This is a genomic window from Janibacter sp. UYMM211, assembly GCF_040547045.1.
Lineage (GTDB): Bacteria > Actinomycetota > Actinomycetes > Actinomycetales > Dermatophilaceae > Marihabitans > Marihabitans melonis.
Window position 1 is genome coordinate 649,572 of sequence record NZ_JBEPOY010000002.1, and the last position, 22,369, is coordinate 671,940.

The 22,369-nt window shown below is 72.1% G+C and carries 23 protein-coding genes and 2 tRNA genes; 20 read left to right on the forward strand and 5 right to left on the reverse strand.

The genetic code is table 11. The annotated features are described in order from the left end of the window. The first annotated feature begins 29 nt into the window (after positions 1-29). Complete coding sequence (locus ABIB53_RS08210; protein ID WP_354587939.1) at positions 30-965, forward strand: NADP-dependent oxidoreductase; 936 nt, start codon at positions 30-32, stop codon at positions 963-965. A gap of 76 nt (positions 966-1,041) precedes the next feature. Here the strand turns inward: ABIB53_RS08210 and ABIB53_RS08215 are convergent, their stop codons facing one another. The 3 genes from ABIB53_RS08215 to pepN form a co-directional block, all read right to left on the reverse strand. Continuing rightward, positions 1,042-1,446 carry a globin gene (locus ABIB53_RS08215; RefSeq protein ID WP_068273781.1) on the reverse strand — a complete coding sequence of 135 codons (405 nt, stop codon included), beginning with the start codon at positions 1,444-1,446 and terminating at the stop codon, positions 1,042-1,044. A 71-nt stretch (positions 1,447-1,517) separates the two neighbouring features. After that, positions 1,518-2,411 (reverse strand): mechanosensitive ion channel family protein, encoded by an 894-nt coding sequence (locus tag ABIB53_RS08220; protein ID WP_068274329.1) that lies wholly within the window; start codon positions 2,409-2,411, stop codon positions 1,518-1,520. A gap of 52 nt (positions 2,412-2,463) precedes the next feature. Continuing rightward, positions 2,464-5,022, reverse strand: a complete 2,559-nt coding sequence (gene pepN / locus ABIB53_RS08225) for an aminopeptidase N (RefSeq protein WP_354587815.1) — start codon at positions 5,020-5,022, stop codon at positions 2,464-2,466. 122 nt (positions 5,023-5,144) lie between these two features. Here pepN and ABIB53_RS08230 point away from each other — a divergent pair, with 122 nt between their 5' ends. The 5 genes from ABIB53_RS08230 (at position 5,145) to ABIB53_RS08250 (ending at position 8,896) form a co-directional block, all read left to right on the forward strand. Then, entirely contained in the window at positions 5,145-5,753 is a 609-nt protein-coding gene (locus ABIB53_RS08230) for a mycothiol-dependent nitroreductase Rv2466c family protein (RefSeq protein WP_354587817.1), read from the forward strand. A gap of 59 nt (positions 5,754-5,812) precedes the next feature. After that, entirely contained in the window at positions 5,813-6,277 is a 465-nt protein-coding gene (locus tag ABIB53_RS08235; protein WP_123090955.1) for a ribose-5-phosphate isomerase, read from the forward strand. A gap of 182 nt (positions 6,278-6,459) precedes the next feature. Then, positions 6,460-7,557, forward strand: coding sequence for a PP2C family protein-serine/threonine phosphatase (locus tag ABIB53_RS08240; protein ID WP_354587818.1), 1,098 nt, complete (start codon positions 6,460-6,462; stop codon positions 7,555-7,557). Positions 7,558-7,603: 46 nt separating this feature from the next. Next, positions 7,604-8,338 carry a tRNA (guanosine(46)-N7)-methyltransferase TrmB gene (gene trmB, locus ABIB53_RS08245; protein WP_354587819.1) on the forward strand — a complete coding sequence of 245 codons (735 nt, stop codon included), beginning with the start codon at positions 7,604-7,606 and terminating at the stop codon, positions 8,336-8,338. Between the two features lie 9 nt (positions 8,339-8,347). Next, positions 8,348-8,896, forward strand: a complete 549-nt coding sequence (locus tag ABIB53_RS08250; protein ID WP_068273791.1) for an NYN domain-containing protein — start codon at positions 8,348-8,350, stop codon at positions 8,894-8,896. A gap of 72 nt (positions 8,897-8,968) precedes the next feature. Here the strand turns inward: ABIB53_RS08250 and ABIB53_RS08255 are convergent. Continuing rightward, positions 8,969-9,039 (reverse strand) — tRNA-Gly (locus ABIB53_RS08255). 102 nt (positions 9,040-9,141) lie between these two features. Between ABIB53_RS08255 and ABIB53_RS08260 the strand changes: the two genes are divergently transcribed. After that, positions 9,142-9,215, forward strand: a tRNA-Pro gene (locus tag ABIB53_RS08260). Positions 9,216-9,235: 20 nt separating this feature from the next. Here the strand turns inward: ABIB53_RS08260 and ABIB53_RS08265 are convergent. After that, entirely contained in the window at positions 9,236-9,751 is a 516-nt protein-coding gene (locus tag ABIB53_RS08265) for a hypothetical protein (RefSeq protein WP_354587821.1), read from the reverse strand. Between the two features lie 179 nt (positions 9,752-9,930). Here ABIB53_RS08265 and tig point away from each other — a divergent pair, with 179 nt between their 5' ends. The 13 genes from tig (at position 9,931) to clpX (ending at position 22,365) form a co-directional block, all read left to right on the forward strand. Beyond that, positions 9,931-11,316: a trigger factor gene (tig, locus tag ABIB53_RS08270; protein ID WP_354587822.1), complete on the forward strand. Its 1,386-nt coding sequence runs from the start codon at positions 9,931-9,933 to the stop codon at positions 11,314-11,316. A gap of 89 nt (positions 11,317-11,405) precedes the next feature. Further along, positions 11,406-12,617 (forward strand): MFS transporter, encoded by a 1,212-nt coding sequence (locus ABIB53_RS08275; RefSeq protein ID WP_354587824.1) that lies wholly within the window; start codon positions 11,406-11,408, stop codon positions 12,615-12,617. A gap of 68 nt (positions 12,618-12,685) precedes the next feature. Next, positions 12,686-13,669 (forward strand): ABC transporter ATP-binding protein, encoded by a 984-nt coding sequence (locus ABIB53_RS08280; protein ID WP_191563934.1) that lies wholly within the window; start codon positions 12,686-12,688, stop codon positions 13,667-13,669. Then, positions 13,666-14,436, forward strand: coding sequence for an ABC transporter permease (locus ABIB53_RS08285; protein ID WP_318183123.1), 771 nt, complete (start codon positions 13,666-13,668; stop codon positions 14,434-14,436). The genes ABIB53_RS08280 and ABIB53_RS08285 overlap by 4 nt, the downstream gene beginning before the upstream one ends. A 33-nt stretch (positions 14,437-14,469) precedes the next feature. Continuing rightward, positions 14,470-15,564, forward strand: coding sequence for a sensor histidine kinase (locus tag ABIB53_RS08290; protein WP_354587826.1), 1,095 nt, complete (start codon positions 14,470-14,472; stop codon positions 15,562-15,564). Next, positions 15,561-16,169, forward strand: coding sequence for a response regulator transcription factor (locus tag ABIB53_RS08295; protein ID WP_068273811.1), 609 nt, complete (start codon positions 15,561-15,563; stop codon positions 16,167-16,169). Before ABIB53_RS08290 ends, ABIB53_RS08295 begins: the two co-directional genes overlap by 4 nt. A gap of 50 nt (positions 16,170-16,219) precedes the next feature. Beyond that, positions 16,220-18,484, forward strand: a complete 2,265-nt coding sequence (gene treS, locus ABIB53_RS08300; protein WP_354587828.1) for a maltose alpha-D-glucosyltransferase — start codon at positions 16,220-16,222, stop codon at positions 18,482-18,484. An 82-nt stretch (positions 18,485-18,566) separates the two neighbouring features. Next, positions 18,567-18,782: a hypothetical protein gene (locus ABIB53_RS08305; RefSeq protein WP_191563938.1), complete on the forward strand. Its 216-nt coding sequence runs from the start codon at positions 18,567-18,569 to the stop codon at positions 18,780-18,782. 38 nt (positions 18,783-18,820) lie between these two features. Further along, on the forward strand, positions 18,821-18,949 hold the full coding sequence (locus ABIB53_RS08310) for a hypothetical protein (RefSeq protein ID WP_263596795.1): 129 nt from the start codon (positions 18,821-18,823) through the stop codon (positions 18,947-18,949). A gap of 129 nt (positions 18,950-19,078) precedes the next feature. Then, positions 19,079-19,705 carry an ATP-dependent Clp protease proteolytic subunit gene (locus ABIB53_RS08315; protein ID WP_068273817.1) on the forward strand — a complete coding sequence of 209 codons (627 nt, stop codon included), beginning with the start codon at positions 19,079-19,081 and terminating at the stop codon, positions 19,703-19,705. A gap of 27 nt (positions 19,706-19,732) precedes the next feature. Continuing rightward, complete coding sequence (locus ABIB53_RS08320; protein ID WP_068273819.1) at positions 19,733-20,407, forward strand: ATP-dependent Clp protease proteolytic subunit; 675 nt, start codon at positions 19,733-19,735, stop codon at positions 20,405-20,407. Between the two features lie 99 nt (positions 20,408-20,506). Further along, positions 20,507-20,947: a hypothetical protein gene (locus ABIB53_RS08325; RefSeq protein WP_354587830.1), complete on the forward strand. Its 441-nt coding sequence runs from the start codon at positions 20,507-20,509 to the stop codon at positions 20,945-20,947. A 128-nt stretch (positions 20,948-21,075) separates the two neighbouring features. Next, positions 21,076-22,365, forward strand: a complete 1,290-nt coding sequence (gene clpX / locus ABIB53_RS08330) for an ATP-dependent Clp protease ATP-binding subunit ClpX (protein WP_068273821.1) — start codon at positions 21,076-21,078, stop codon at positions 22,363-22,365. Positions 22,366-22,369: the final 4 nt, after the last annotated feature.

Below are 22,369 nucleotides of genomic sequence, written 5' to 3' on the forward strand. Positions count from 1 at the left end.
GCTCGGCCTCCCGCCGGGTTGGCATGAGCATGCGAGCGATCACCTATGACCAGTACGGCGACGACAGCGTCCTGCAGCTCACCGAGCGACCGGTGCCGAAGGTGGGACCGAGCGAGGTCCGCATCCGTGTCACCCGGGCGAGCGTCAACCCCGTGGACTGGAAGGTCATGTCGGGCGGGCTCGACCCCCTCCTCGACGCGCACTTCCCCGTCGTGCCCGGCTGGGACGTCGCGGGCGTCGTCGACGCCGTCGGCCCCGACACCCCCGAGCACGCCGTCGGCGACCGGGTCGCCGCGTACGCGCGCAAGCAGGTCGTCTCCGGCGGCACCTACGCCGAGTACGTCACCGTCGCCGTCGACGACGTGGCCGTCGTCCCCGACGGCGTCAGCGACGACGACGCCGCGGCGCTGCCGCTCGCGGGGCTGACCGCCCAGCGCGTCCTCGAGACCCTCGAGATCGGATCGGGCGACGTCGTCCTCGTCCACGCGGCGTCCGGCGGTGTCGGTCACCTGCTCTCGCAGCTCGCCGTCGCGGCCGGTGCCCGGGTCATCGGCACCGCCTCGGCCCGCAACCACGAGCGGCTGCGCGCCCTGGGCGTCGAGCCGGTCGAGTACGGCGACGGCCTGGTCGAGCGCGTCCGCGAGCTCGCGCCCGAGGGCGTCGACGCGGTGGCCGACCTCGTCGGCGGGGTCCTCGACGACAGCCTCGCGCTGCGTCGCGACAGCGGGCGGCTGGCCTCGATCGCGGACGCCTCGGTCGAGGAGCACGGCGGCCGCTGGGTCTGGGTGCGCCCCGACGGCCCCCGGCTGGCCCGTCTGCTCGACGAGGTCGCCGCCGGGCGCCTGCACGTCGAGGTCGACCGGGTGGTCCCGCTCGAGCAGACCGCCGACGCCTTCGCCGCCAGCCGGGACGGATCGGCCGCGGGCAAGATCGTCCTCTCGGTGAGCGACCCCGCCGTCGCCTGACCGACGACGCACGAAGGGGGACCCCCGACCACGTGGTCGGGGGTCCCCCTTCGTCGTGCTCAGGGCGGCGCCGTGCTCAGAGCCGGTTGCCCTCGTCGTCGGAGTTGACGAGCATGTGCGCGGCCCGGAAGAAGTAGTCGCGCATCTGCTCTGCGTGCGCCTCGGGCAGGTCGACCTGGTCCATCGCCGCGTACATGTGGCGCAGCCAGCGGTCGCGCATGTCGAGCGTCACGGCGAAGCCGACGTGCCGCATCCGCAGGCGCGGGTGCCCGCGCAGCTCGTTGTACGTCGACGGCCCGCCGAAGTACTGCTCGAGGAACATGCGCAGGCGCACCTCGGCCGGGCCGAGGTCCTCCTCGGGGTAGAGGGCGCGCAGCTCGGGGTCCTCTCGGACCCCCTCGTAGAAGGCGTGGACGAGGGCGACGAAGGTCTCGTGACCGCCGACCTGGGAGTAGAAGGTCTCGCCGGGCTGGACGAACATGCGTCCAGTCTCTCAGGCGGCGCGCGGGCGGGCCGAGCCCGCCCCCGCGCCGTGCCCGAGGTGCGCCGCGCTCAGACCGTGGCGACCGGGGGGAAGGGCGGGCCCTTGACCCCTTCGCGGTCGAAGGCGTCCTTGACCCGGCGCCTGATCTCGCGCTGGACGCCCCAGTGCTCGTCGGGCGCGCAGCGCGCGAGGACGCGCATCGTCACCGTGCCGCCGGTGATCGACTCGACGCCGAGCAGCTGCGGCGGGTCGAGCACCGCGCCGGACCACTCCGGCTCGTCCTCGAGACCGGAGATCGCCTCGCGGATGATCCGACCCACCCGGTCGACGTCCTCGCGGTAGGAGAAGGGCAGGTCCACCGTCGCCGTCGACCACCCCTGCGAGCGGTTCGCGATGCGGATGATCTCGCCGTTGCGGACGTACCAGACGACCCCCTGCGCGTCGCGCAGCCGGGTGATCCGCAGGGTGACCTCCTCGACGGTGCCGATGGCCTCGCCGGTGTCGACGAGGTCGCCGACGCCGTACTGGTCCTCGAGGATCATGAAGACCCCGGAGAGGAAGTCCTTGACGAGGCTCTGCGCGCCGAAGCCGAGCGCGACACCGCCGACGCCCGCGGACGCAAGGAGCGGCGCGAGCGGGATGCCGAGGAGCGCCATCACCGTGAGCAGGGTGATGAGCGAGATGACGAAGGTGACGACCGAGCGCAGCAACGAGCCGAGCGTCAGCGTGCGCTGACGGTGCCGCTCGGTGTTGATGCCGGCCTTCGTCGCCACCATGCCGACGGCGGAGCGCCCGCGGTCGACGATGCGGCCCTCGCGACGCGAGACGGTCGTGTCGACGAAGCCGCGGATCGCCCGGTGCAGCACGGCCCGGGCGACCACCGCAGCGACGACGGTGACGAGGATCTGCAGCGGCACGCCGGAGAACCAGCCCCAGGCGTCCTGGGCGGTCACCGCCGCCATGCTGCTCGCGCCCTCGCTGACGGGGGACAGGGTCGAGCTCGTCCGCACCAGATCAGGCCCCCGTGCTCTGCGCGTCGCGCTGCTGGGCCGCCACCGCGCGCGCGACGGCGTCGCGCTGCTCGGTGAGGGTGCGGCGCAGCCCGGCCGGGGCGTCCGGGTGCTCGGCCAGCCACGCGTCGGAGGCGGCGAGCAGCTCGGGGCCGGCGAGGGCCATCGGGTAGAAGAGCACGACGATGCTCTCGGCGACCGCGTGCGTGCGCTCGGACCACACGCGCGTCAGCGCGTCGTGGTAGCGGGCGACGAAGGGGGAGAGCAGCGCCGGGTCGCCGACCCGGCCGAAGCCGAGGGCGTGGGCGTCGACGACGGAGTTCGACGTCGTCGCGTCCTCGACACCGGCGTGCCAGGCGGCCTCCTTCGCCTCCGGCGTCGGGGCCGCGCCCCGGGCCCGGGCGGCGCGCTCGCGACCGGTCGCGGTGTTGTCCTGACCGGCCTCGGCGTCGACGTCCTGCGCGGTGCGCTCGCCGGCGGCGACGAGGGCGGTGAGCAGGGTCCAGCGCATGTCGGTGTCGACGGCCAGGCCGCGCGCGTCCTGCGAGCCGTCGAGCAGACCGGCGACGAAGGTCGTGTCGTCACCGGGAGCGGTGAGGTCGGCGACCGCGGTGACGAGCTGGAGCTGGGCGTCGCTGCCGGGCTCGGCGGTCCGGGCCAGCTCCTCGAGCCGGTCGCGCACCTGGGTGCGCAGCCCGGCCCGCACGGCCGGGTCGGAGTAGGACAGGACCGCCGTGCGCAGCTGCTGCAGGAGCGTCTTGAGCAGGGTGGAGTCGTCCTGGCCCTCGAGGGCCGCCAGGGCGATCGTCACGTACTCGCGCGCGGGCAGCTCGGCGTCGCGGGTCATGTCCCACGCGCTCGCGAGGCACAGCGACTCGGGCAGCGAGTCGGCGAAGGCGCGGGGGTTGCTGCGGAAGGTCGCCAGCGAGCGGGCGTCGAGCCGGATCTTCGCGTAGGCGAGGTCGTCGTCGTTGACGAGGAGCAGGTCGGGCTGCCGACGGCCGACGAGCGCGGGCACCTCGGTCACCGCCCCGTCGACGTCGAGCTCGATGCGATCCGTGCGGGTGAGGACGCCGTCGACGAGGTCGTAGCAGCCGATCGCGAGCCGGTGCGGGCGCAGCGTCGGGTGCTCGTCCGTCGCGCTCTGCTCGACGCGCGCCGCGGTGATCGCGCCGCGGTCGTCGACCTCGACGACGGGGCGCAGGGTCGCCACGCCGGCGGTCTCGAGCCACAGCGCCGACCAGGAGCGCAGGTCGCGGCCCGAGGTCGCCTCGAGCTCGTCGAGGAGGTCGCCGAGGGTCGTGTTGCCCCACGCGTGCGTGGCGAAGTACGCGCGCAGCCCGTCGCGGAAGGCCTCGCGGCCGACGTAGGCGACGAGCTGCTTGAGCACCGAGGCGCCCTTGGCGTAGGTGATGCCGTCGAAGTTGACCTCGACGTCGGCGAGGTCGCGGATCGGGGCGACGATCGGGTGGGTGGTGCTCAGCTGGTCCTGGCGGTAGGCCCACGACTTCTCGTGCGTCGAGAAGGTCGTCCACGCCGAGGCCCACTGGGTGGCCTCGGCCTGGCACGTCGTGCTCGCCCACTCGGCGAAGCTCTCGTTGAGCCAGAGGTCGTTCCACCACTTCATCGTCACGAGGTCGCCGAACCACATGTGGGCGAGCTCGTGGAGCACGGTGAGCGCGCGGCGCTCGACGAGGCTGTCGGGGACCTTCGAGCGGAAGACGTACATCTCGTGCAGCGTCACGCACCCGGCGTTCTCCATCGCCCCGGCGTTGTACTCGGGGGTGAAGACCTGGTCGTACTTGTGGAAGGGGTAGGCCTGGTCGAACTCCTCCTCGAAGAAGGCGAAGCCGGCCTTCGTGAGGTCGAAGAGGTGGTCGGCGTCGAGGTGCGCGCTCAGCGAGCGGCGGCAGAAGATGCCGAGCGGCACCTCGCCGGCGAGGGTGGTCACGCTGTCGCGCACGACGTCGTACGGGCCGGCGACGAGGGCGGTGATGTAGCTGCTCATCCGCTCGGTCGCGGGGAAGGCCCAGCGGGCGACCCCTTCGCGCACGGGCGACGGCTCCGGCGTCGCGGAGTTCGAGATGAGCACCCAGTGCGCGGGCGCGGTGACGTCGAAGGTGAAGGAGGCCTTGAGGTCGGGCTGCTCGAAGACGGGGTACATGCGCCGGCTGTCCGGCACCTCGAACTGCGTGTAGAGGTAGACCTCGCCGTCGACGGGGTCGACGAAGCGGTGCAGCCCCTCGCCGGTGTGCATGTAGCGCCCGGTCGCCTCGATCGTCAGGACGTTGTGCTCGGCCAGGCCGGGCACCCGCAGGCGGGAGTCGGCGTACAGCTCGCCGGGGGAGAGGGTCGTGCCGTTGAGGGTCACCGAGTCGACCGACTCGCCGATGAAGTCGACGAAGGTCTCGGCGCCCGGGGTCGTCGCCGAGAAGGTGATCGTCGACGTCGTCGCGAAGGTCTCCTCGGACACGGTGAGGTCGAGGGTGACGTCATAGCTCTCGACCCGGACGAGGCCGGCGCGGGTCGCGGCCTCCTCGCGGGTCAGGTTCGTGCCGGGCACGGGGCCTCCATCGGTGTCGTCCTGAGGACGGCGGCCGGGTCACGGCGCCGTCGGGTGATCCTCCTCATGCTGACACAGGGCCTGCGGGGCGCACCGGCCCGGGCTTCTGCCAGGATGCCGCCATGGCGACCGAGAGCGTTGACTTCTACTTCGACCCCGCGTGCCCGTGGGCATGGATGGCCTCCCGCTGGATGATGGAGGTGGAGCAGGTCCGCGACGTCGACGTCCACTGGCGGCAGATGAGCCTGTGGGCGCTCAACGAGGGCCGCGACATCCCCGAGGGGTACCGCGAGTTCCAGGAGCGCATCCACGGCATGTCGCGCGTCCTGGCCAAGGCGCTCGACGCGCACGGCGACGAGGTCGCCAAGCCCCTCTACGACGCCCTCGGCGAGCGGATCCACCACCAGGGCCGCAGCGACTTCGACGCGATCACCGCCGAGGCGCTCGAGCAGGTCGGCCTTCCGGCCTCGCTGCTCGAGGCAACCCAGGACGAGTCCCTCGACGACGTCCTGCGTGCCAAGAAGCAGGCCGTGAGCGAGCTCGTCGGCGACGACGTCGGCACCCCGACGATCACCGTGGCCGGATCGAGCTTCTTCGGCCCGGTCGTCAGCCCCGCCCCGAAGGGGGAGGCCGCCGGCCGGCTGTGGGACGGCTGCGTCGCCGTCGCGGGCACGGACGGCTTCTTCGAGCTCAAGCGCTCGCGCACCCGCGACCCGATCTTCGACGTCTGACCCGGTCCGCTCCGGACCTCACCACCCAGCAGCACCCACCCGAGAGGTATCACCACCCCATGCGCGTGCACATCGGCGGAGACCACGCCGCCTACGAGCTCCAGCAGGAGCTCATCGCCCACCTCCAGTCCGAGGGCCACGAGGTCGTCAACCACGGCCCCTTCGACTACGACGCCGTCGACGACTACCCGGTCTTCGTGCTGCGCGCCGCCGAGGCGGTCGCGGCGGACCCGGGCAGCCGGGGCGTGGTCCTCGGGGGGTCCGGCAACGGCGAGCAGATGGCGGCCAACAAGGTGGCCGGCATCCGTGCGGCGCTGTGCTACGACGTCGAGCTCGCGCGCCTGGCCCGCGAGCACAACGACGCCCAGGTCATCAGCATCGGCGGGCGCATGCAGCCGGTCGAGGTGGCCACCGAGATGGTGCGCGTCTTCCTCTCCACGGACTTCACCGGCGAGCCCCGCCACCAGCGGCGGATCGACATGGTGACCCGGTACGAGCAGACCCGCGAGCTCCCCGAGCTTTAGGCAGGGCCCGGGGCCAGCCCACCCGAAGGTGGGCGATTGGCCTATATACAACGTCAAACCCTGGACAGTGCAGTCTTCTTCTTCAAGACTTGGTCAAGGAATCGTGCTGCCGGGGGGCTGGCACCTAGTGTCGAGGTGTCGCCGCCCCGTCGGGCGGCGGCCCGACGACCAAGGGATACCTGATGTCGACCACCACCTCCCAGAGCGGGCGGCTCGCGCTGCCCGAGCTGGGAGCCTCGTTGGTGCGCACGCTTGCGCACTCGAGCTCGGTCCCGCGCGTCGTCGTGCTCCTCACGGCGGCCCTCGCGATCACCCTCGGCAACCCGTACGCACCTCAGTACCTGCCCGTCTCAGCCTTCGTCCCGGTGATCCTGCTCGCCGGTGTCGTCCTGCCGGTCCGCGCGCTCGCGGCGACCTACGTCGCCATCACGACGATGATCATCTGGGTCGTCGCCTTCGGCACCGGAGGCCCGTACTACATCGCCCCCTTCGCCTGCGCGGCGACCATGGGGACCCTGCTCGCCACCTCGTACTCGCGCTCCCAGCACGGGGTCGGCGCCTTCACCGGCGACCGGATGATCATGGAGCTGCGTGACAGCCTCTTCGCGATCGGCGAGATCCCGCCGCTGCCCGCCGGGTGGCACGCGGAGCGCGCCTTCGCCACGGCCCACCACCAGGCCTTCTCCGGTGACTTCGACGTCGCGGTGCTCCAGGAGGACCACAGCCGGCTCGAGGTGATCCTCGTCGACGTCGCCGGCCACGGGCAGAAGGTCGCGACGCGCTCGCTCGCCCTCTCCGGCGCGCTGTCCGGCCTCGTCGGGCAGGTCGACCCCGCGGGCGTGCTCACCGCGGCCAACGGCTACCTCGCCCGGGCGAACTGGGACGAGGGCTATGCGACCGCGGTCCACCTCGACGTCGACCTCGAGAACGGCTGCTTCAACCTCGCCCACGCCGGGCACCCGCCCGCCGTCCAGTTCGTCGCGGCGACCGGCCAGTGGCAGACCGTCACCGCCGCCCTCGGGCCGGCGCTCGGCCTGCTGCCCGACGCGGTGTACCCCCGCGTCGAGGGAGTGCTCGAGCCCGGTGACGCGCTGCTCGTCTACACCGACGGCGTCGTCGAGTCGCCGACCGCCGACGTCGCCGACGGCATCGACTGGATGCTCGGCCGGGCCGAGGCCTCCGTCGGCGCCGGCCTGAGCGGGCTGACGACCGAGCTCGTGCGCCAGGGTCGCGCCGGCGAGGCCGACGACCGCGCCGCGATCCTCATCCGGCGCAGCTGACCGGGCCGTCCGGACCGGGGCGGGGGCGCCGTAGGATCGGCGTCCGATGACCCCTGACCAGCCCCACGACGACCCGTTGCGCCGCCCCGCGCACGACCGCCCGCCCGCCCCGAACGGCCGGCCCTCCTCGGGGGTGCGCACCTTCACCCCCCGCTGGCGCAGCTCGCCGCTCACCGACGAGCGGATGGCTGCGCTCATGCCCCGCTACGGCGTCGAGTCGCAGCGGCTCGACGAGGCCGCCCGCGCCCGGATCTACGGGCGGGTCGCCCCCTTCGTCCTCGAGATCGGGTCGGGCCACGGCGCCGCGGCCCGCGCCTACGCCGCCGCGCACCCCGAGCACGACGTGCTCGCCGTCGAGGTGCACGTGCCCGGGATCGCCCGGATGCTCGCGGCCGCCGACGAGGAGGGCCTGACCACCCTGCGGGTCCACCGCGGTGATGCCCTCGACCTGCTCCACGACGCAGTGCCCGACGGCTCGCTCCAGGCGGTCCACCTCTTCTTCCCCGACCCGTGGCCCAAGGCGCGGCATGCGAAGCGCCGCTTCGTCCAGCAGCACACCCTCGACCTCTTCGCGCGACGGCTGCGGCCCGGCGGCCACGTCCTCGTCGCCACCGACCACGAGCTCTACGCCCAGCACGTGCGCGAGCAGCTCGCCGAGCACGGCGGGTACGAGGTCGTCGAGGGGGAGCGGCCGTCCTGGCGGCCCACCGACGGCTTCGAGGACAAGGGCACCCGGGCCGGACGCGTCATCCACGAGCTGCGCCTCACGCCGCGCGGATAGGGTCGCGACATGTCCCAGCGCACCAGCTATCTGCTCGTCGACGGCGAGAACATCGACGCCACCCTCGGCACCTCCGTCCTCGGCCGACGTCCCCACCCCGAGGAGCGGCCGCGCTGGAACAAGCTGCTCGGCCACCTCGAGCGGCGCTGGCAGCAGCCGGTCAAGGCTCTCTTCTTCCTCGCGGTCGACGAGGACCTGCCGATGTCCTTCGTCCAGGCGCTGCTCGCCATGGGCTACACCCCGGTCCCGCTGAGCGGCCCGGGCAAGGTCGTCGACATCGCGATCCAGCGCACCGCGGACGCGCTGCTCGACCGGGCCGCCGACGTCATGCTCGTCAGCCACGACGGCGACTTCACCCCGCAGATGACCGCGCTCTCGCGCGACGAGGACCGCCGCCTCGCCGTCGCCGGCTTCACCGAGTTCGTCTCCACCGGGCTGCGGCAGGTGCCCGGCCTCGAGGTCGTCGACCTCGAGTACGAGATCGGCGCCTTCACCTCCGCGCTGCCGCGCGTGCGGATCATCCCGATCTCCGAGTACGACCCCGCCGACTTCATCTGAGCGAGCCGGGACGACGAGACCCCCGCACCAGGTCGGTGCGGGGGTCTCGCCGCGTCCGTGGACGGACGGGGGAGCGGGCGACGGGAATCGAACCCGCGTAGCCAGTTTGGAAGACTGGGGCTCTACCATTGAGCTACGCCCGCACACCTCTCGCGGCCTGCCCGCGAGGTGCGGGCGCTGCTGCGCGAGGAGCACGGGTTAGCCTAATGCGCGCTCGGACGCCGACCGAATCGGCTTCCGGGTGACGGGGTATGGCGCAGCTTGGTAGCGCGTCCGCTTTGGGAGCGGAAGGCCGCCGGTTCGAATCCGGCTACCCCGACCCGTCGTGCGTCCGACCGCTCAGGTCGGGAGCATCGGGCCGCCGGTGCCGGTGCCGAAGAGGCGCTCGGTCAGGCCCGTGCGGGCCCCCTTCGCCTCGAGCGCCCGCTGCACCTTGGCGACGTTGGACCGGGTGGGCCAGGCGAGCCACAGCATGACGGGGACCATGACGAGCCCGAGCAGGGCGAGCAGGCCCCACCCGCTGACGAAGGCGAGCATCACGGCGACGATCCCGGGCGCCTCCACGAGGGCGCAGCGCACGATGGTCGAGGACTGCAGCGCGGCGACCGCGGTGCGACCGGGGTCGCGGTCGGCCGGGTCGACCGGCGGGACCCGGAAGCCGACGGTCGCCGCGGCACCGACGCCCGCGAGGGCGACGACGGCGAAGACGGCCAGCCACAGCGGGTCCGCCCCGCCGTCGGTGCCGGCGCTCACCAGCCCGACGAGGCTGACGAGGACGAGACCGCTGCACATCGCGGCGACGACGATCTTCACGGGCTGCAGGGCGGTGGCGGGCGTGGCCGATGGCTGCGACATGGCTGGCACCCTAGGGCCCGGCGGGCTCGTTTGGGTCGCGCGGCCGGTGTGACGGTAGTGTGACGACCTACGTCTGCGTCCACCTCAAGGAGCAGCCGGGACCGGCCCCTGCGGGGTCGGAGACGGCTCGTGGGCGTCAACCGTTGACCACCCGCCAGAGATCCTTTGGAGTGCCTGCAGTGAAGAGTGCCGTCGAGAAGCTCAACCCGACCCGGGTCAAGATGACCGTCGAGGTCACCAGCGAGGAGCTCGCGCCGCACGTCGACGCCGCCCTGAAGACCATCGGCTCCCAGATCCAGGTCCCGGGCTTCCGCGCGGGCAAGGTCCCGAGCCGCATCATCGAGCAGCGCGTCGGCAAGGCCGCCGTCCTCCAGGAGGCCGTCAACGAGGCCCTGCCGGAGTTCTTCGGCCAGGCCGTCGAGGCCGAGGAGCTCAAGCCGCTGGGCCAGCCCGAGGTCGAGATCACCTCGCTGCCCCTCGAGGACGGCGAGCAGCTCGAGTTCACCGTCGAGGTCGACGTCCGCCCCGAGGTCACCCTCCCCGACTACGACGGCCTGGCCGTCACCGTCGACCCCGTCACCGTGAGCGACGAGGACGTCGAGGCCCGCATGACCGAGCTGCGCGAGCGCTTCGGCACCCTCACCGGTGCCGACCGCGCCGTCGAGGACGGCGACTTCGTCTCCATCGACCTGCGCGCCGAGATCGACGGCCAGGAGATCGACGCCGTCGAGGGCATCTCCTACGAGGTCGGCTCCGGCACGATGCTCGAGGGCATGGACGCCGCGCTCGTCGGTCTGAGCAAGGGCGAGAGCGCCGACTTCACCTCGCCGCTCGCCGGTGGCGACCAGGCCGGTCAGGACGCCTCGTGCACCGTGACGGTCCAGTCCGTCAAGGTCCGCGAGCTGCCCGAGGTCGACGACGACTTCGCCCAGATGGCCAGCGAGTTCGACACGGCCGAGGAGCTGCGCGCCGACGTCGCGAAGCAGGCCGAGCAGGCCAAGAAGTTCGAGCAGGGCATCCAGGCCCGCGACAAGGTCCTCGAGACCCTCCTCGAGCAGGTCCAGATCGACCTCCCGGAGAGCATCGTCGAGGGCGAGGTGCACCAGCACCTCGAGCAGGAGGGTCGCCTCGAGGACGACGAGCACCGTGCCGAGGTCGACGAGTCGACCCGCAAGGCGCTCACCTCGCAGTTCCTCCTCGACGCGATCGTCGAGGCCGAGCAGGTCGAGGTCGGCCAGCCCGAGCTCGTCGAGTACCTCGTCATGCAGGCCCAGCAGTACGGCATGGACCCCAACCAGTTCGCCCAGCTCATCGACCAGCAGGGTCAGGTGCAGGCGATGGTCGGCGAGGTCGGCCGTCGCAAGGCCCTCGCCGCGGTCCTCGACAAGGCGAGCATCACCGACACCGACGGCAACGCGATCGACCTCGACGAGCTCGTCCCGGACGCCGAGGGCGAGAGCGACGAGTCGGTGGAGACCGAGGCTCCCGAGGACGACAGCGCGTCGACCGAGACCGAGGCCCCCGAGGCCGAGGCCATGCAGGAGCAGGACGCCCCCAAGGCCTGATCCACCGCACCTCGCGACGAAGGGGGGAGCCGACCACGCGGTCGGGTCCCCCCTTCGTCGCTGCCGCACCACCGCAGAAGGAGCCCGGCGTGACCACCGCCGCCCGCACGTCCGCCGTGCCCCACGAGCGCGCGCACCGCGCGCTCCTGCTCGTCTTCGCCCTCGCCGGGGTCGTCTTCGCGACCTGGGCGAGCCGGCTGCCGGACATCAAGTCGATGCTCGGCCTGACGAGCGGCGAGCTCGGCATCACCCTGCTCGCGGGCAGCGTCGGCTCCCTGCTCGCGCTGCCGCTGGCCGGTCGTCTCGCCGAGCGCGTCGGCACGGGGCGGGCCGTCTTCATCGGCGCGGTGCTCGCCTCCGTCGGCATCCTCGGCGTCGGTCTCGGCGCCCAGGTCGCCGGCTACCGGCCGCTCATCTCCGCCGGCCTCTTCGTCACCTCGGCGGGCGTGAGCCTGTGGGACGTGTCGATGAACCTCCAGGGCACGACCGTCGAGCGCGCGCTCGGCCGGTCGACGATGCCGCTCTACCACGCGTTCTTCAGCGGCGGCACGGTGCTCGCCGCCCTCGTCGGCGCCGGACTCGTCGCCCTCGGCGTCTCGTTGCTCGTGCACTTCGTCGTCGTCGTCGCGCTCGCGGCCACGCTCGCGCTGCGCACCCAGCGTTACTTCCTCGCCGACCCGCGGCTGCCCGACGAGCCGGGCACGACGGGAGTCGTCCGTTCGGCGTGGCGCGAGCCGCGCACGGTCCTCATCGGCGTCTTCGTCCTCGTCGCCGCCTTCACCGAGGGCACGGCCAACGACTGGATCGCCGTCGCCTTCGTCGACGGGCACGGCGTGCCGACGTGGGCCGGCGTCGTCGCCTTCGCCTGCTTCCTCGGCGCGATGACCCTCGGACGGGTGCTCGGCACCCGCCTCCTCGACGTCTACGGCCGCCGGCGGGTGCTCCTGCCGATGCTCGTCGTCGCCGCGGTCGGCTCGCTGCTCGTCGTGCTCACCCCGCCCGCGACGGCCTACGTCGGCACGCTGCTGTGGGGCTTCGGCGTGAGCCTGGGCTTCCCCGTCGGCATGAGCGCCGCGGCCGACGACCCGCGTCGCGCCGCCGCGCGGATGTCGGTCGTCGCGACGATCGGCTACGCGGCCTTCATCGCCGGCCCTCCGGTGCTCGGCCTGCTCGGCGACCACGTCGGCATCCTGCGCGCGCTGCTGCTCGTCGCCGTGATGATCCTCCTCGCCCTCGTCACCCTGCCCGCCGTCGTCGAGCCGGACGACGCCCGCGCCGCTCAGCCCGCGCGCAGCGCATGACAGGTGTCATGCGGCCCCGATGACGAAGGGGGCAGCGCCCCCTCCGCCCGCCGCGGCAGGGTGGGGGCATGGACCAGGACACGCGAACTGAGCAGGGGGCGCCCCCGGCGCTGCGGCTGCGGCAGGTGACGAAGCACTTCACGCTCGCCCGGCAGCGGGTTGAGGCCGTGCGCGGCGTCGACCTCGAGGTCGGGCACGGCGAGGTCGTCGCGATGCTCGGGCCGAACGGCGCCGGCAAGACGACGACCCTCGACATGGTGCTCGGTCTCACGCAGCCGTCGTCGGGCGGTGTCGAGGTCTTCGGCACCGTGCCGCGCGCCGCGGTCGACGCCGGGCGGGTGTCGGCGGTGCTCCAGACCGGCGGCCTGCTCCGCGACCTCACGGTCGAGGAGACCGTCGAGGTCATCGCCTCGACCTTCGCCTCGCCGCAGCCGGTCGCCGAGGTCATGGAGCGGGCCGGGATCACCGCGCTGGCCCGTCGCCGCGTCAGCAAGTGCTCCGGCGGCGAGCAGCAGCGGCTGCGCTTCGCCCTCGCGCTCCTGCCCGACCCCGACCTGCTCGTCCTCGACGAGCCCACGGCGGGCATGGACGTCGGCGCCCGGCGCGACTTCTGGGCGGCGATGCACGCCGAGGCCGCGCAGGGCCGCACGATCATCTTCGCCACGCACTACCTCGAGGAGGCCAACACCTTCGCCGACCGCATCGTCCTCATGTCCGGTGGCGTCGTCGTCGCCGACGGAACGACCGAGGCCATCCGCGCCCGGGCGACCGGGCGCGTCGTGAGCGCCGACCTCGCCCCCGAGCTCGACGCACGGCTCGAGGCCGCTGCGGGGGTGCACTCGCTCGAGCGGCAGGGGCCGCGGGTGCGGGTGCTCGCCGCCGACTCCGACGCGCTGGCACGCATCCTGCTCGACCTCGGCGGGTCCAACCTCGAGATCACGACGGGCTCGCTCGACGAGGCCTTCCTCGCCCTCACCGGGCAGCGCGCCGACGAGCCCCACCGCACCACCGACGAGACCACCGAGCACGAGACGAGCGGGAGCCGGGCATGAGCATCAACCCCACGTACACGGGCATGGAGCTGCGACGGATCGTGCGCGACCCGGTCGGGCTCTTCTTCACCGCCGCGCTGCCGGCCTTCCTCTTCGTCATCTTCGGCGCGACCCAGTCCTTCAAGGACGAGTCGGCCGGCAACGGCAACGTCGGTCTCTACATCATGGTCTCGATGGCCGCGTACGGCGCCGTGACCGCCACGACCTCCATCGGCGGCGGGGCGGCGGTCGAGAAGATGCAGGGCTGGGGCCGTCAGCTCGGCCTCACCCCGATGCGCGACGCCTCCTTCGTCCTCAGCAAGGCGGTCACCGCGCTCACCGTCGCGTGCGTGCCGATCGGGCTCATCTACCTCATCGGGGCGCTCACCGGCGCCGAGGGCACCGTGCAGGCGTGGGTCCTCTCGGCGCTCGTCGTCCTGGCCGGTGCGGGGGTCTTCGCCCTCTACGGGCTGTGCGTCGGGCTCGCCTTCCGCTCGGAGAGCGCCGTCGGCGCGGCCTCGGGCACGCTCGTCATCTTCGCCTTCCTCGGCAACGTCTTCACCCCGCTGTCGGGCACGCTGCTCGACATCGCCCGCTTCACCCCGCTCTACGGCTACATCTCGCTGGCGCGCTACCCCATCACCGAGGGCTGGCTCGTGAGCACGCAGGACGGTGCGGCGATGGTGCAGGAGCCGCTGTGGGTGCCGGTGACCAACCTGCTCGTCTGGGGCGCGATCTTCGCCGTCGTCGCCACCCTGCTCGTGCGCCGCAGCCGCGGCCGTCAGTGACCCCCGGCGATGCCCGGCGCTAGCCTGCGGCCCATGGAGCGACGACGCGGCGACGTGGTGGTGGGGGAGGAGGTCGAGCGCGACCCCTGGGCCCGCTTCGGCTGGCTCCTCGGCGCGGTCTGGCTCGTCTTCATCGTCTTCCCGGTCGTCTCCATCGTGCAGGACGACGCCCCGTGGCCGTGGCGCGCGCTGGGGATCCTCGTCGTCCTCGCCTTCAGCGTCGTCTACATCCACGCGATGCGGGCGGAGGACCGGCCCGAGGGCACGAGCTGGAGCGTGTGGACCTACCTCGCGGTCCTCGTCGCCCTCACCCTCGCGACCATCCCCACCGCCGGCATCGCCTCGCTCGGGCTCGTCCCCTTCGTCCTCGCCCTCGCCGGCATCGCCCTGCGACCCTGGCAGGCCCTCGTCGCGCTCGGCCTGGCCCTGGGCATCGCCTCGGTCGTCGTGTCGCAGGTGGGCATCGAGCAGCTCGCCTTCGTCTACCTCGTCTACCCGATGGTCACGCTGACGCTCATCCTCGTCGGCGGCCTCGACCGCAGCTCCTCGCGGCGGCGTGCCTCGGAGCAGCGCCTGTCGATCAGCCAGGAGCGCGAGCGGGTCGCCCGCGACGTGCACGACGTCCTCGGCCACTCGCTGACCGTCGTCACCGTCAAGGCCGAGCTCGCCGAGCGTCTCGTCGACGTCGACCCCGAGCGGGCCAAGGCCGAGCTCGCCGAGCTGCGCTCCATCGCCCGCCAGTCGCTCGCCGAGATCCGGGCCACCGTGGCGGGGCTGCGTGTCGCCCGTCTCGCCGACGAGATCGACTCGGCGCGCGGGGCCATGGCCGACGCGGGCATCGCGCTCGTCGTCGACGGCGACCCGGCCGAGGTCGACCCGCGGCACCGGATCACCCTCGCCTGGGCGCTGCGCGAGCTCGCGACGAACGTCGTGCGCCACAGCGGCGCCACCGGGTGCGTCGTCACCCTCGGCGAGGACCGCCTCGTCGTCGTCGACGACGGGCGGGGACCGCGCTCGGGGCGCGAGGGCAACGGTCTGCGCGGTCTGCGCGAGAGGGTCGAGCCGTCCGGCGGGAGCGTCGTCGTGGAGGCGGCCGAGCCGGGCACGCGTGTGGAGGTGACGCTGTGAGCATCAAGGTGCTGCTGGCCGACGACCAGGCCCTCGTGCGGGGCGCCCTCGCGGCCCTGCTCGGTCTCGAGCGCGACATCGACGTCGTCGGCGAGGTCGGCCGCGGCGACGAGGTCCTCGCCGCGGTGCGGCGCACCGGGGCCGAGGTCGCCCTGCTCGACATCGAGATGCCCGGCATGTCGGGCATCGACGTCGCCGAGCAGCTCTCCCGCGAGGAGCCGTCGTGCCGGGCCCTGGTCGTGACGACCTTCGGGCGGGCCGGCTACGTGCGCCGGGCCCTCGAGGCCGGTGCGCGGGGCTTCGTCGTCAAGGACACCCCGGCGAGCGAGCTCGCCGAGGCGGTGCGCCGGGTGCACTCGGGTCTGCGCGTCATCGACCCGACGCTCGCCGCGGAGTCGCTCTACGAAGGGGTGAACCCCCTCTCCCCGCGCGAGCGGGAGGTCCTGCGCGAGGCGCTCACGGGCGCCCCGGTCGCGAGCATCGCCGCGCAGGTCTACCTCTCGCCGGGCACGGTGCGCAACCACCTGTCCTCGGCCATCGGCAAGACGGGCACGACGACCCGGATGGAGGCGGCGAGGGTCGCCCAGGACAACGGCTGGCTCTAGGCGCAGCGCGGTGTGCGATCCGGGCGGGTCGGACCCTAGGGTTGTGCGTCATGACCGACATCTCGCCGGACGTCTCCCCTGACGACGAGCTCCTCGAGGCCGCCGCGGAGTCCGACCTGCTCGAGCAGGACCCCCACGAGCCGAACTTCGCCCAGGTCTTCTACCCCGCCCGACCCCGCGCCCTTCGTCCGCGGGGCCGGCTGCGGCCGCAGGGCGCGCCCTCGCCGGCCGAGCTGCGCTCCGGCGAGCCGCTCGGCGACAACCCCGTCTACGTCGAGTGGCTGCGTGACCAGTCGATGCTCGCCGACGCGAAGGCGATCGCCCGGCAGTTCTCGGCCGTCGGCTCGATGTGGCAGAACCCCTACGCGACCCCGGACCCGCGCCTCGCGGTCCAGACCGCGTCGGTGTGGTTCACCGCCTACCCGATCTCGATGATCACCCCGCCCGGGCGCTCCTTCCTCGCCGCGCTCGGCGACGACGAGCTGTGGCGCACCTTCGCCGACATCGGCATCCACGGCCTGCACACGGGCCCGGTCAAGCAGGCCGGCGGCATCTCGGGGTGGAGCCCCACGCCGAGCATCGACGGGCACTTCGACCGCATCTCGACCCACATCGACACCGCCTTCGGGACCGAGGACGAGTTCCGCGAGATGTGCGTCACCGCCGCCGCGCACGACGGCACGGTCATCGACGACATCGTGCCCGGGCACACCGGCAAGGGCGCCGACTTCCGCCTCGCCGAGCTCGGGGTCGACGACTACCCCGGGATCTACCACATGGTCCTCGTGCCCGAGGAGGACTGGCACCTGCTGCCCGACGTGCCCGAGGGGCGCGACTCGGTCAACCTCGACGAGGAGGCCGAGGCCGCACTGTCGGAGGCGGGTTACATCGTCGGCCGGCTCCAGCGGGTGATCTTCCACGTGCCCGGGGTCAAGGACACGAACTGGAGCGCGACGTCGGTGGTCACCGGTCCCGACGGGATCCGGCGGCGCTGGGTCTACCTGCACTACTTCAAGGAGGGGCAGCCCTCGATCAACTGGCTCGACCCCACCTTCGCCGGCATGCGCATGGTCATGGGCGACGCCCTGCACAGCCTCGGCGACCTCGGTTCCGGGGGTCTGCGGCTCGACGCCAACGGCTTCCTCGGGGTCGAGAAGTCCGCGGAGGGCTCGCCCGCCTGGTCCGAGGGGCACCCCCTGTCCGAGGCGGCCAACCAGCTCATCGGGTCGATGGTGCGCAAGATCGGCGGCTTCACCTTCCAGGAGCTCAACCTCTCGATCGACGACATCGCGACGACCTCCGAGGCCGGGGCCGACCTCTCCTACGACTTCGTCAACCGGCCCGCCTACCAGCACGCGCTCGCGACGGCCGACACGGAGTTCCTCCGGCTGACGATGCGCGAGGCGATGGCTCGGGGCGTCCACGCGGTCGGGCTCGTCCACGCGCTGCAGAACCACGACGAGATGACCTACGAGCTCGTCCACTTCGCCAGCGAGCACCGCGAGGAGGAGTTCACCTTCCGCGGCGAGCAGGTGAGCGGCGAGGTGCTCGCCGAGACGATCCGCGGCGAGCTCACGGAGCGGCTCACCGGTGACGCCGCGCCGTACAACCAGGTCTTCACGACCAACGGCATCGCCTCGACGACGGCGTCGATCATCGCCGGGTCGCTCGGCATCACCGACCTCGAGGCGATCGGCGAGGAGGAGGTCGCCCGGATCCGTCAGGCGCACCTGCTCCTCGCGAGCTACAACGCGCTGCAGCCGGGCGTCTTCGCCCTCTCCGGGTGGGACCTCACCGGCGCGCTGCCGCTGCCCGCCGACCACCCGGACGTCGCGCCGCTGCTCGACGGGGGAGACACCCGCTGGATCCACCGCGGCGCCTACGACCTGCTCGGCGTCGACCCCTCCGCCCAGCGCTCGATGTCCGGCATGCCCCGGGCTCGCTCGCTCTACGGCACCCTGCCCGAGCAGCTCGAGGACGAGACGTCCTTCGTCTACCGGCTCAAGCAGATCCTCCACCTGCGCGGGTACTTCCAGATCGCGACGACGAGCCAGGTCGACGTGCCCGACGTCGCGCACCCGGCGATGCTCGTCATGGTCCACGACTACGAGAGCATCGAGGGCCAGATGCAGGTGACGGTGCTCAACTTCGCCGCCGAGCCGATCTCCGGCACGGTCATCAGCGAGCACCTCGTCCCCGGCGCGCGGCTGATGGACATGGGCGACGGGTCGACCTTCGGCGAGGTCGACCAGCTGCACGGCTTCCACGTCGAGCTCGAGGCGCACGCGGCGCTGGCGCTGCTCGTGCGCTCCTGAGGCAGGGCGGACCGCCCCGGCGGGCCGCCCCGGCGGGCCGCTCTCTCATCGCCGTCTCATCCACGTCGTCCAGGGTGGGTGCATGCGCCGCACCCTCACCGCCGTCCTGCTCGCCGCCGCCCTGCCGCTCGGTCTCTCCGCCTGCGTGCTGCCGCTCGGGGGAGAGGACGAGCCCGGGTCGAGCCAGACCGAGGAGGACGGCGGCGACGGTCAGGACGAGGGCGACGACGGTGACGACGGTCAGGACGGCGGCGACGACGGCGAGGACGACGACGGCGGCGAGGACGACGACAGCTGACACGGTCGAGCCCCCGTCGTGGCCGTTAGCGTGAGGTGATGACCCAGCCCCCTCGCCGACGCGTCCAGGTCCGCCCCCTCGGGGGCGCCGCGGGATGCCTGACGATGATCGTCGTCTCCCTGCTCCTGTCGGTCCTGCTCACGGTGCTGCTCAACCTCGTGCTCTGAGCGGGCGCGCGGCTCCCCCTTCGCGCCCGGTTGCGCCCACGGCGAACACGCAGATGGGTCGGGAGTAGCGCCCGACCCTTCGGCGTTAGGGTCACTGACAACGCCATCACGACACGAGAGCGAGCGAGCGTGAGCAACCCCAGCGAGATCGTCGCGGCAGGCCCCCAGGGCGGCCTCGGACTCGACGACCACATCTACCAGCGGCTCCTCAAGGAGCGGATCATCTTCCTCGGGTCGGACGTGCGCGACGACAACGCGAACGCCATCGCGGCCCAGATGCTGCTCCTCGCGGCGGAGGACCCGGAGAAGGACATCTGGCTGTACATCAACAGCCCCGGCGGCTCGATCTCCGCCGGTATGGCCATCTTCGACACGATGAAGTGGATCCCCAACGACGTCGCGACCGTGGCCATGGGCCTGGCCGCGTCGATGGGCCAGTTCCTCCTGTCGGCCGGCACCCCGGGCAAGCGCTACGCGACCCCCCACGCGCGGGTCATGATGCACCAGCCCTCGGGCGGCATCGGCGGCACCGCGTCCGACATCAAGATCCAGGCCGAGCAGATGCTCTTCGTCAAGAAGCAGATGGCCGAGCTCATCGCCCAGCACACGGGCCAGGACCTCGAGCGGATCGAGAAGGACTCCGACCGCGACCGGTGGTTCTCCGCCGAGGAGGCCAAGGAGTACGGCTTCATCGACCACGTCTTCGAGAGCGCGGCGCAGGCCGGGCCGCGCAGCGACAACCCGGTCACCGACTGAGCGCGCGAGAGACCAGGAGAGAGACACATGTACTTCGACCCCCAGGCCCGCACGTCCATGCCCGGTGACGCCCCGATGCGCCCCGGTCCGTCGAGCCGCTACATCCTGCCGAACTTCGAGGAGCGCACCTCCTACGGCATGAAGCGGATGGACCCGTACACCAAGCTCTTCGAGGACCGCATCATCTTCCTCGGCGTGCAGGTGGACGACGCCAGCGCGGACGACATCATCGCCCAGCTGCTCGTGCTCGAGTCGATGGAGCCCGAGCGCGACATCCTCATGTACATCAACAGCCCGGGCGGCTCCTTCACCGCCATGACGGCGATCTACGACACGATGCAGTACATCCGTCCTGACATCCAGACCTTCGTCATCGGCCAGGCCGCCTCGGCCGCCGCGGTGCTCCTCGCCGCCGGCGCCCCGGGCAAGCGCTTCGCCCTGCCGAACTCGCGCATCCTCATCCACCAGCCGGCTCTCGCCGGTGGGGCGGGCGGTCAGGCCTCCGACCTGGAGATCCAGGCCAACGAGGTGCTGCGCATGCGCGAGTGGCTCGAGGAGACCTGGGCCAAGCACTCGGGCAAGACCCCCGAGCAGGTCCGCGAGGACATCGAGCGCGACAAGATCCTCTCGGCCGCCGAGGCCAAGGACTACGGGCTCATCGACCTCGTGCTCACCCCGCGCAAGGCCTCGCTCGAGGACTGAGCCGGACCGCCGACGACGGCCGCCGCCCCCACCGGGCCGGCGGCCGTCGTCGTGCCCGGGGGAGGGAACCGGGGGGCACCCCGGGGACGTCGAAGGGGGATGAGGCTCCTCCTCGCGTCGCTCCTCGTGGGTCTCAGCGTCCTCGTCGGCGCGCCGACGGCCCAGGCTGCCCCGTGCTCCCAGACCTGCTCGTGCGTGCGCGGGACCCCTCAGCAGCAGGCCGAGCGCGCCGATGTCCTCGCCGTCGTCACCGTCACCGACGTGGCACTGCCCGGCGGCGGCGGGGCGGGCTACGCGTACTACCGGCTCAAGGTGGACCAGCGCCTCGGCGGCGACGTCTCGCGGACGACCACCGTCCGCGCCTACACCGTCTCGGACGGGTGCGGCGTGCGCCTCATGAGGGGCCGGACATATCTCCTCTACGCGCAGGAGGACGCACGCGGCGCACTCATGACGACGCTGTGCAGCGGGACGCGACGGGCCACCCCTTCGCTCGTCCTCGCGGTCACCGGATCGGTCGCCCTCACCGCGTTGCGCTGACAGCGGACAGGCGCGACGCGCCCCCCACACGCGGTGTCCAATAGCAGGACAGCGACGAGCCGACGGGTACCGTCGGGCACGTCGGCCGGTGGCGACCGGCGGCACCGGGCGAGCGAGAGGATCTGGACGTGGCACGAGTCGGAGAGAGCGGAGACCTCCTCAAGTGCTCCTTCTGCGGCAAGTCCCAGAAGCAGGTCAAGAAGCTCATCGCGGGTCCCGGGGTGTACATCTGCGACGAGTGCATCGACTTGTGCAACGAGATCATCGAGGAAGAGCTGTCCGAGGGCAGCAACCTCGGCTTCGACGAGCTGCCCAAGCCGCGTGAGATCTTCGACTTCCTGCAGAAGTTCATCATCGGCCAGGAGGGCGCGAAGAAGTCGCTCGCCGTCGCCGTCTACAACCACTACAAGCGGGTCCAGGCCCAGGAGGCCGCGAGCACCGCCGGCAAGCGCGACGAGGAGCACGTGGACATCGCCAAGTCCAACATCCTGCTCATCGGTCCCACCGGCTGCGGCAAGACCTACCTCGCCCAGACCCTCGCGAAGATGCTCGACGTCCCCTTCGCCATCGCCGACGCGACGGCGCTCACCGAGGCCGGCTACGTCGGCGAGGACGTCGAGAACATCCTGCTCAAGCTCATCCAGGCCGCGGACTACGACGTCAAGAAGGCCGAGCAGGGGATCATCTACATCGACGAGGTCGACAAGATCGCCCGCAAGAGCGAGAACCCCTCGATCACCCGTGACGTCTCGGGCGAAGGGGTGCAGCAGGCCCTGCTGAAGATCCTCGAGGGGACGACGGCCTCCGTGCCGCCGCAGGGCGGGCGCAAGCACCCGCACCAGGAGTTCATCCAGATCGACACGACGAACGTGCTCTTCATCGTCGGCGGGGCCTTCGCCGGGCTGGAGAAGCTCATCGAGTCGCGCAGCGGCAAGAAGGGCCTGGGCTTCGGCTCCGAGCTGCACACGCCGACCGATCTCGCCGACTCCATCGTCGACGTCATGCCCGAGGACCTCATGAAGTTCGGGCTCATCCCCGAGTTCATCGGTCGTCTGCCGGTCATCACGACGGTCTCGCCGCTCGACCAGGACGCGCTGACGAAGATCCTCACCGAGCCGCGCAACGCCCTCGTCAAGCAGTACCGCAAGATGTTCGCGCTCGACGACGTCGAGCTCGAGTTCACCGACGACGCCGTCGAGGCCATCGCCGACCAGGCGCTCGCCCGCGGCACCGGCGCGCGCGGTCTGCGGGCGATCATGGAGGAGGTCCTCCTGCCGGTGATGTTCGACGTCCCGAGCGACGAGGGCATCAAGCAGGTCGTCGTCACCCGCGAGGTCGTCCTCGACAACGTGCTGCCGACGATCGTGCGCCACGAGCAGGAGACCAAACGCAAGCCGAAGCAGAAGCGCTCGGCCTGAGCAG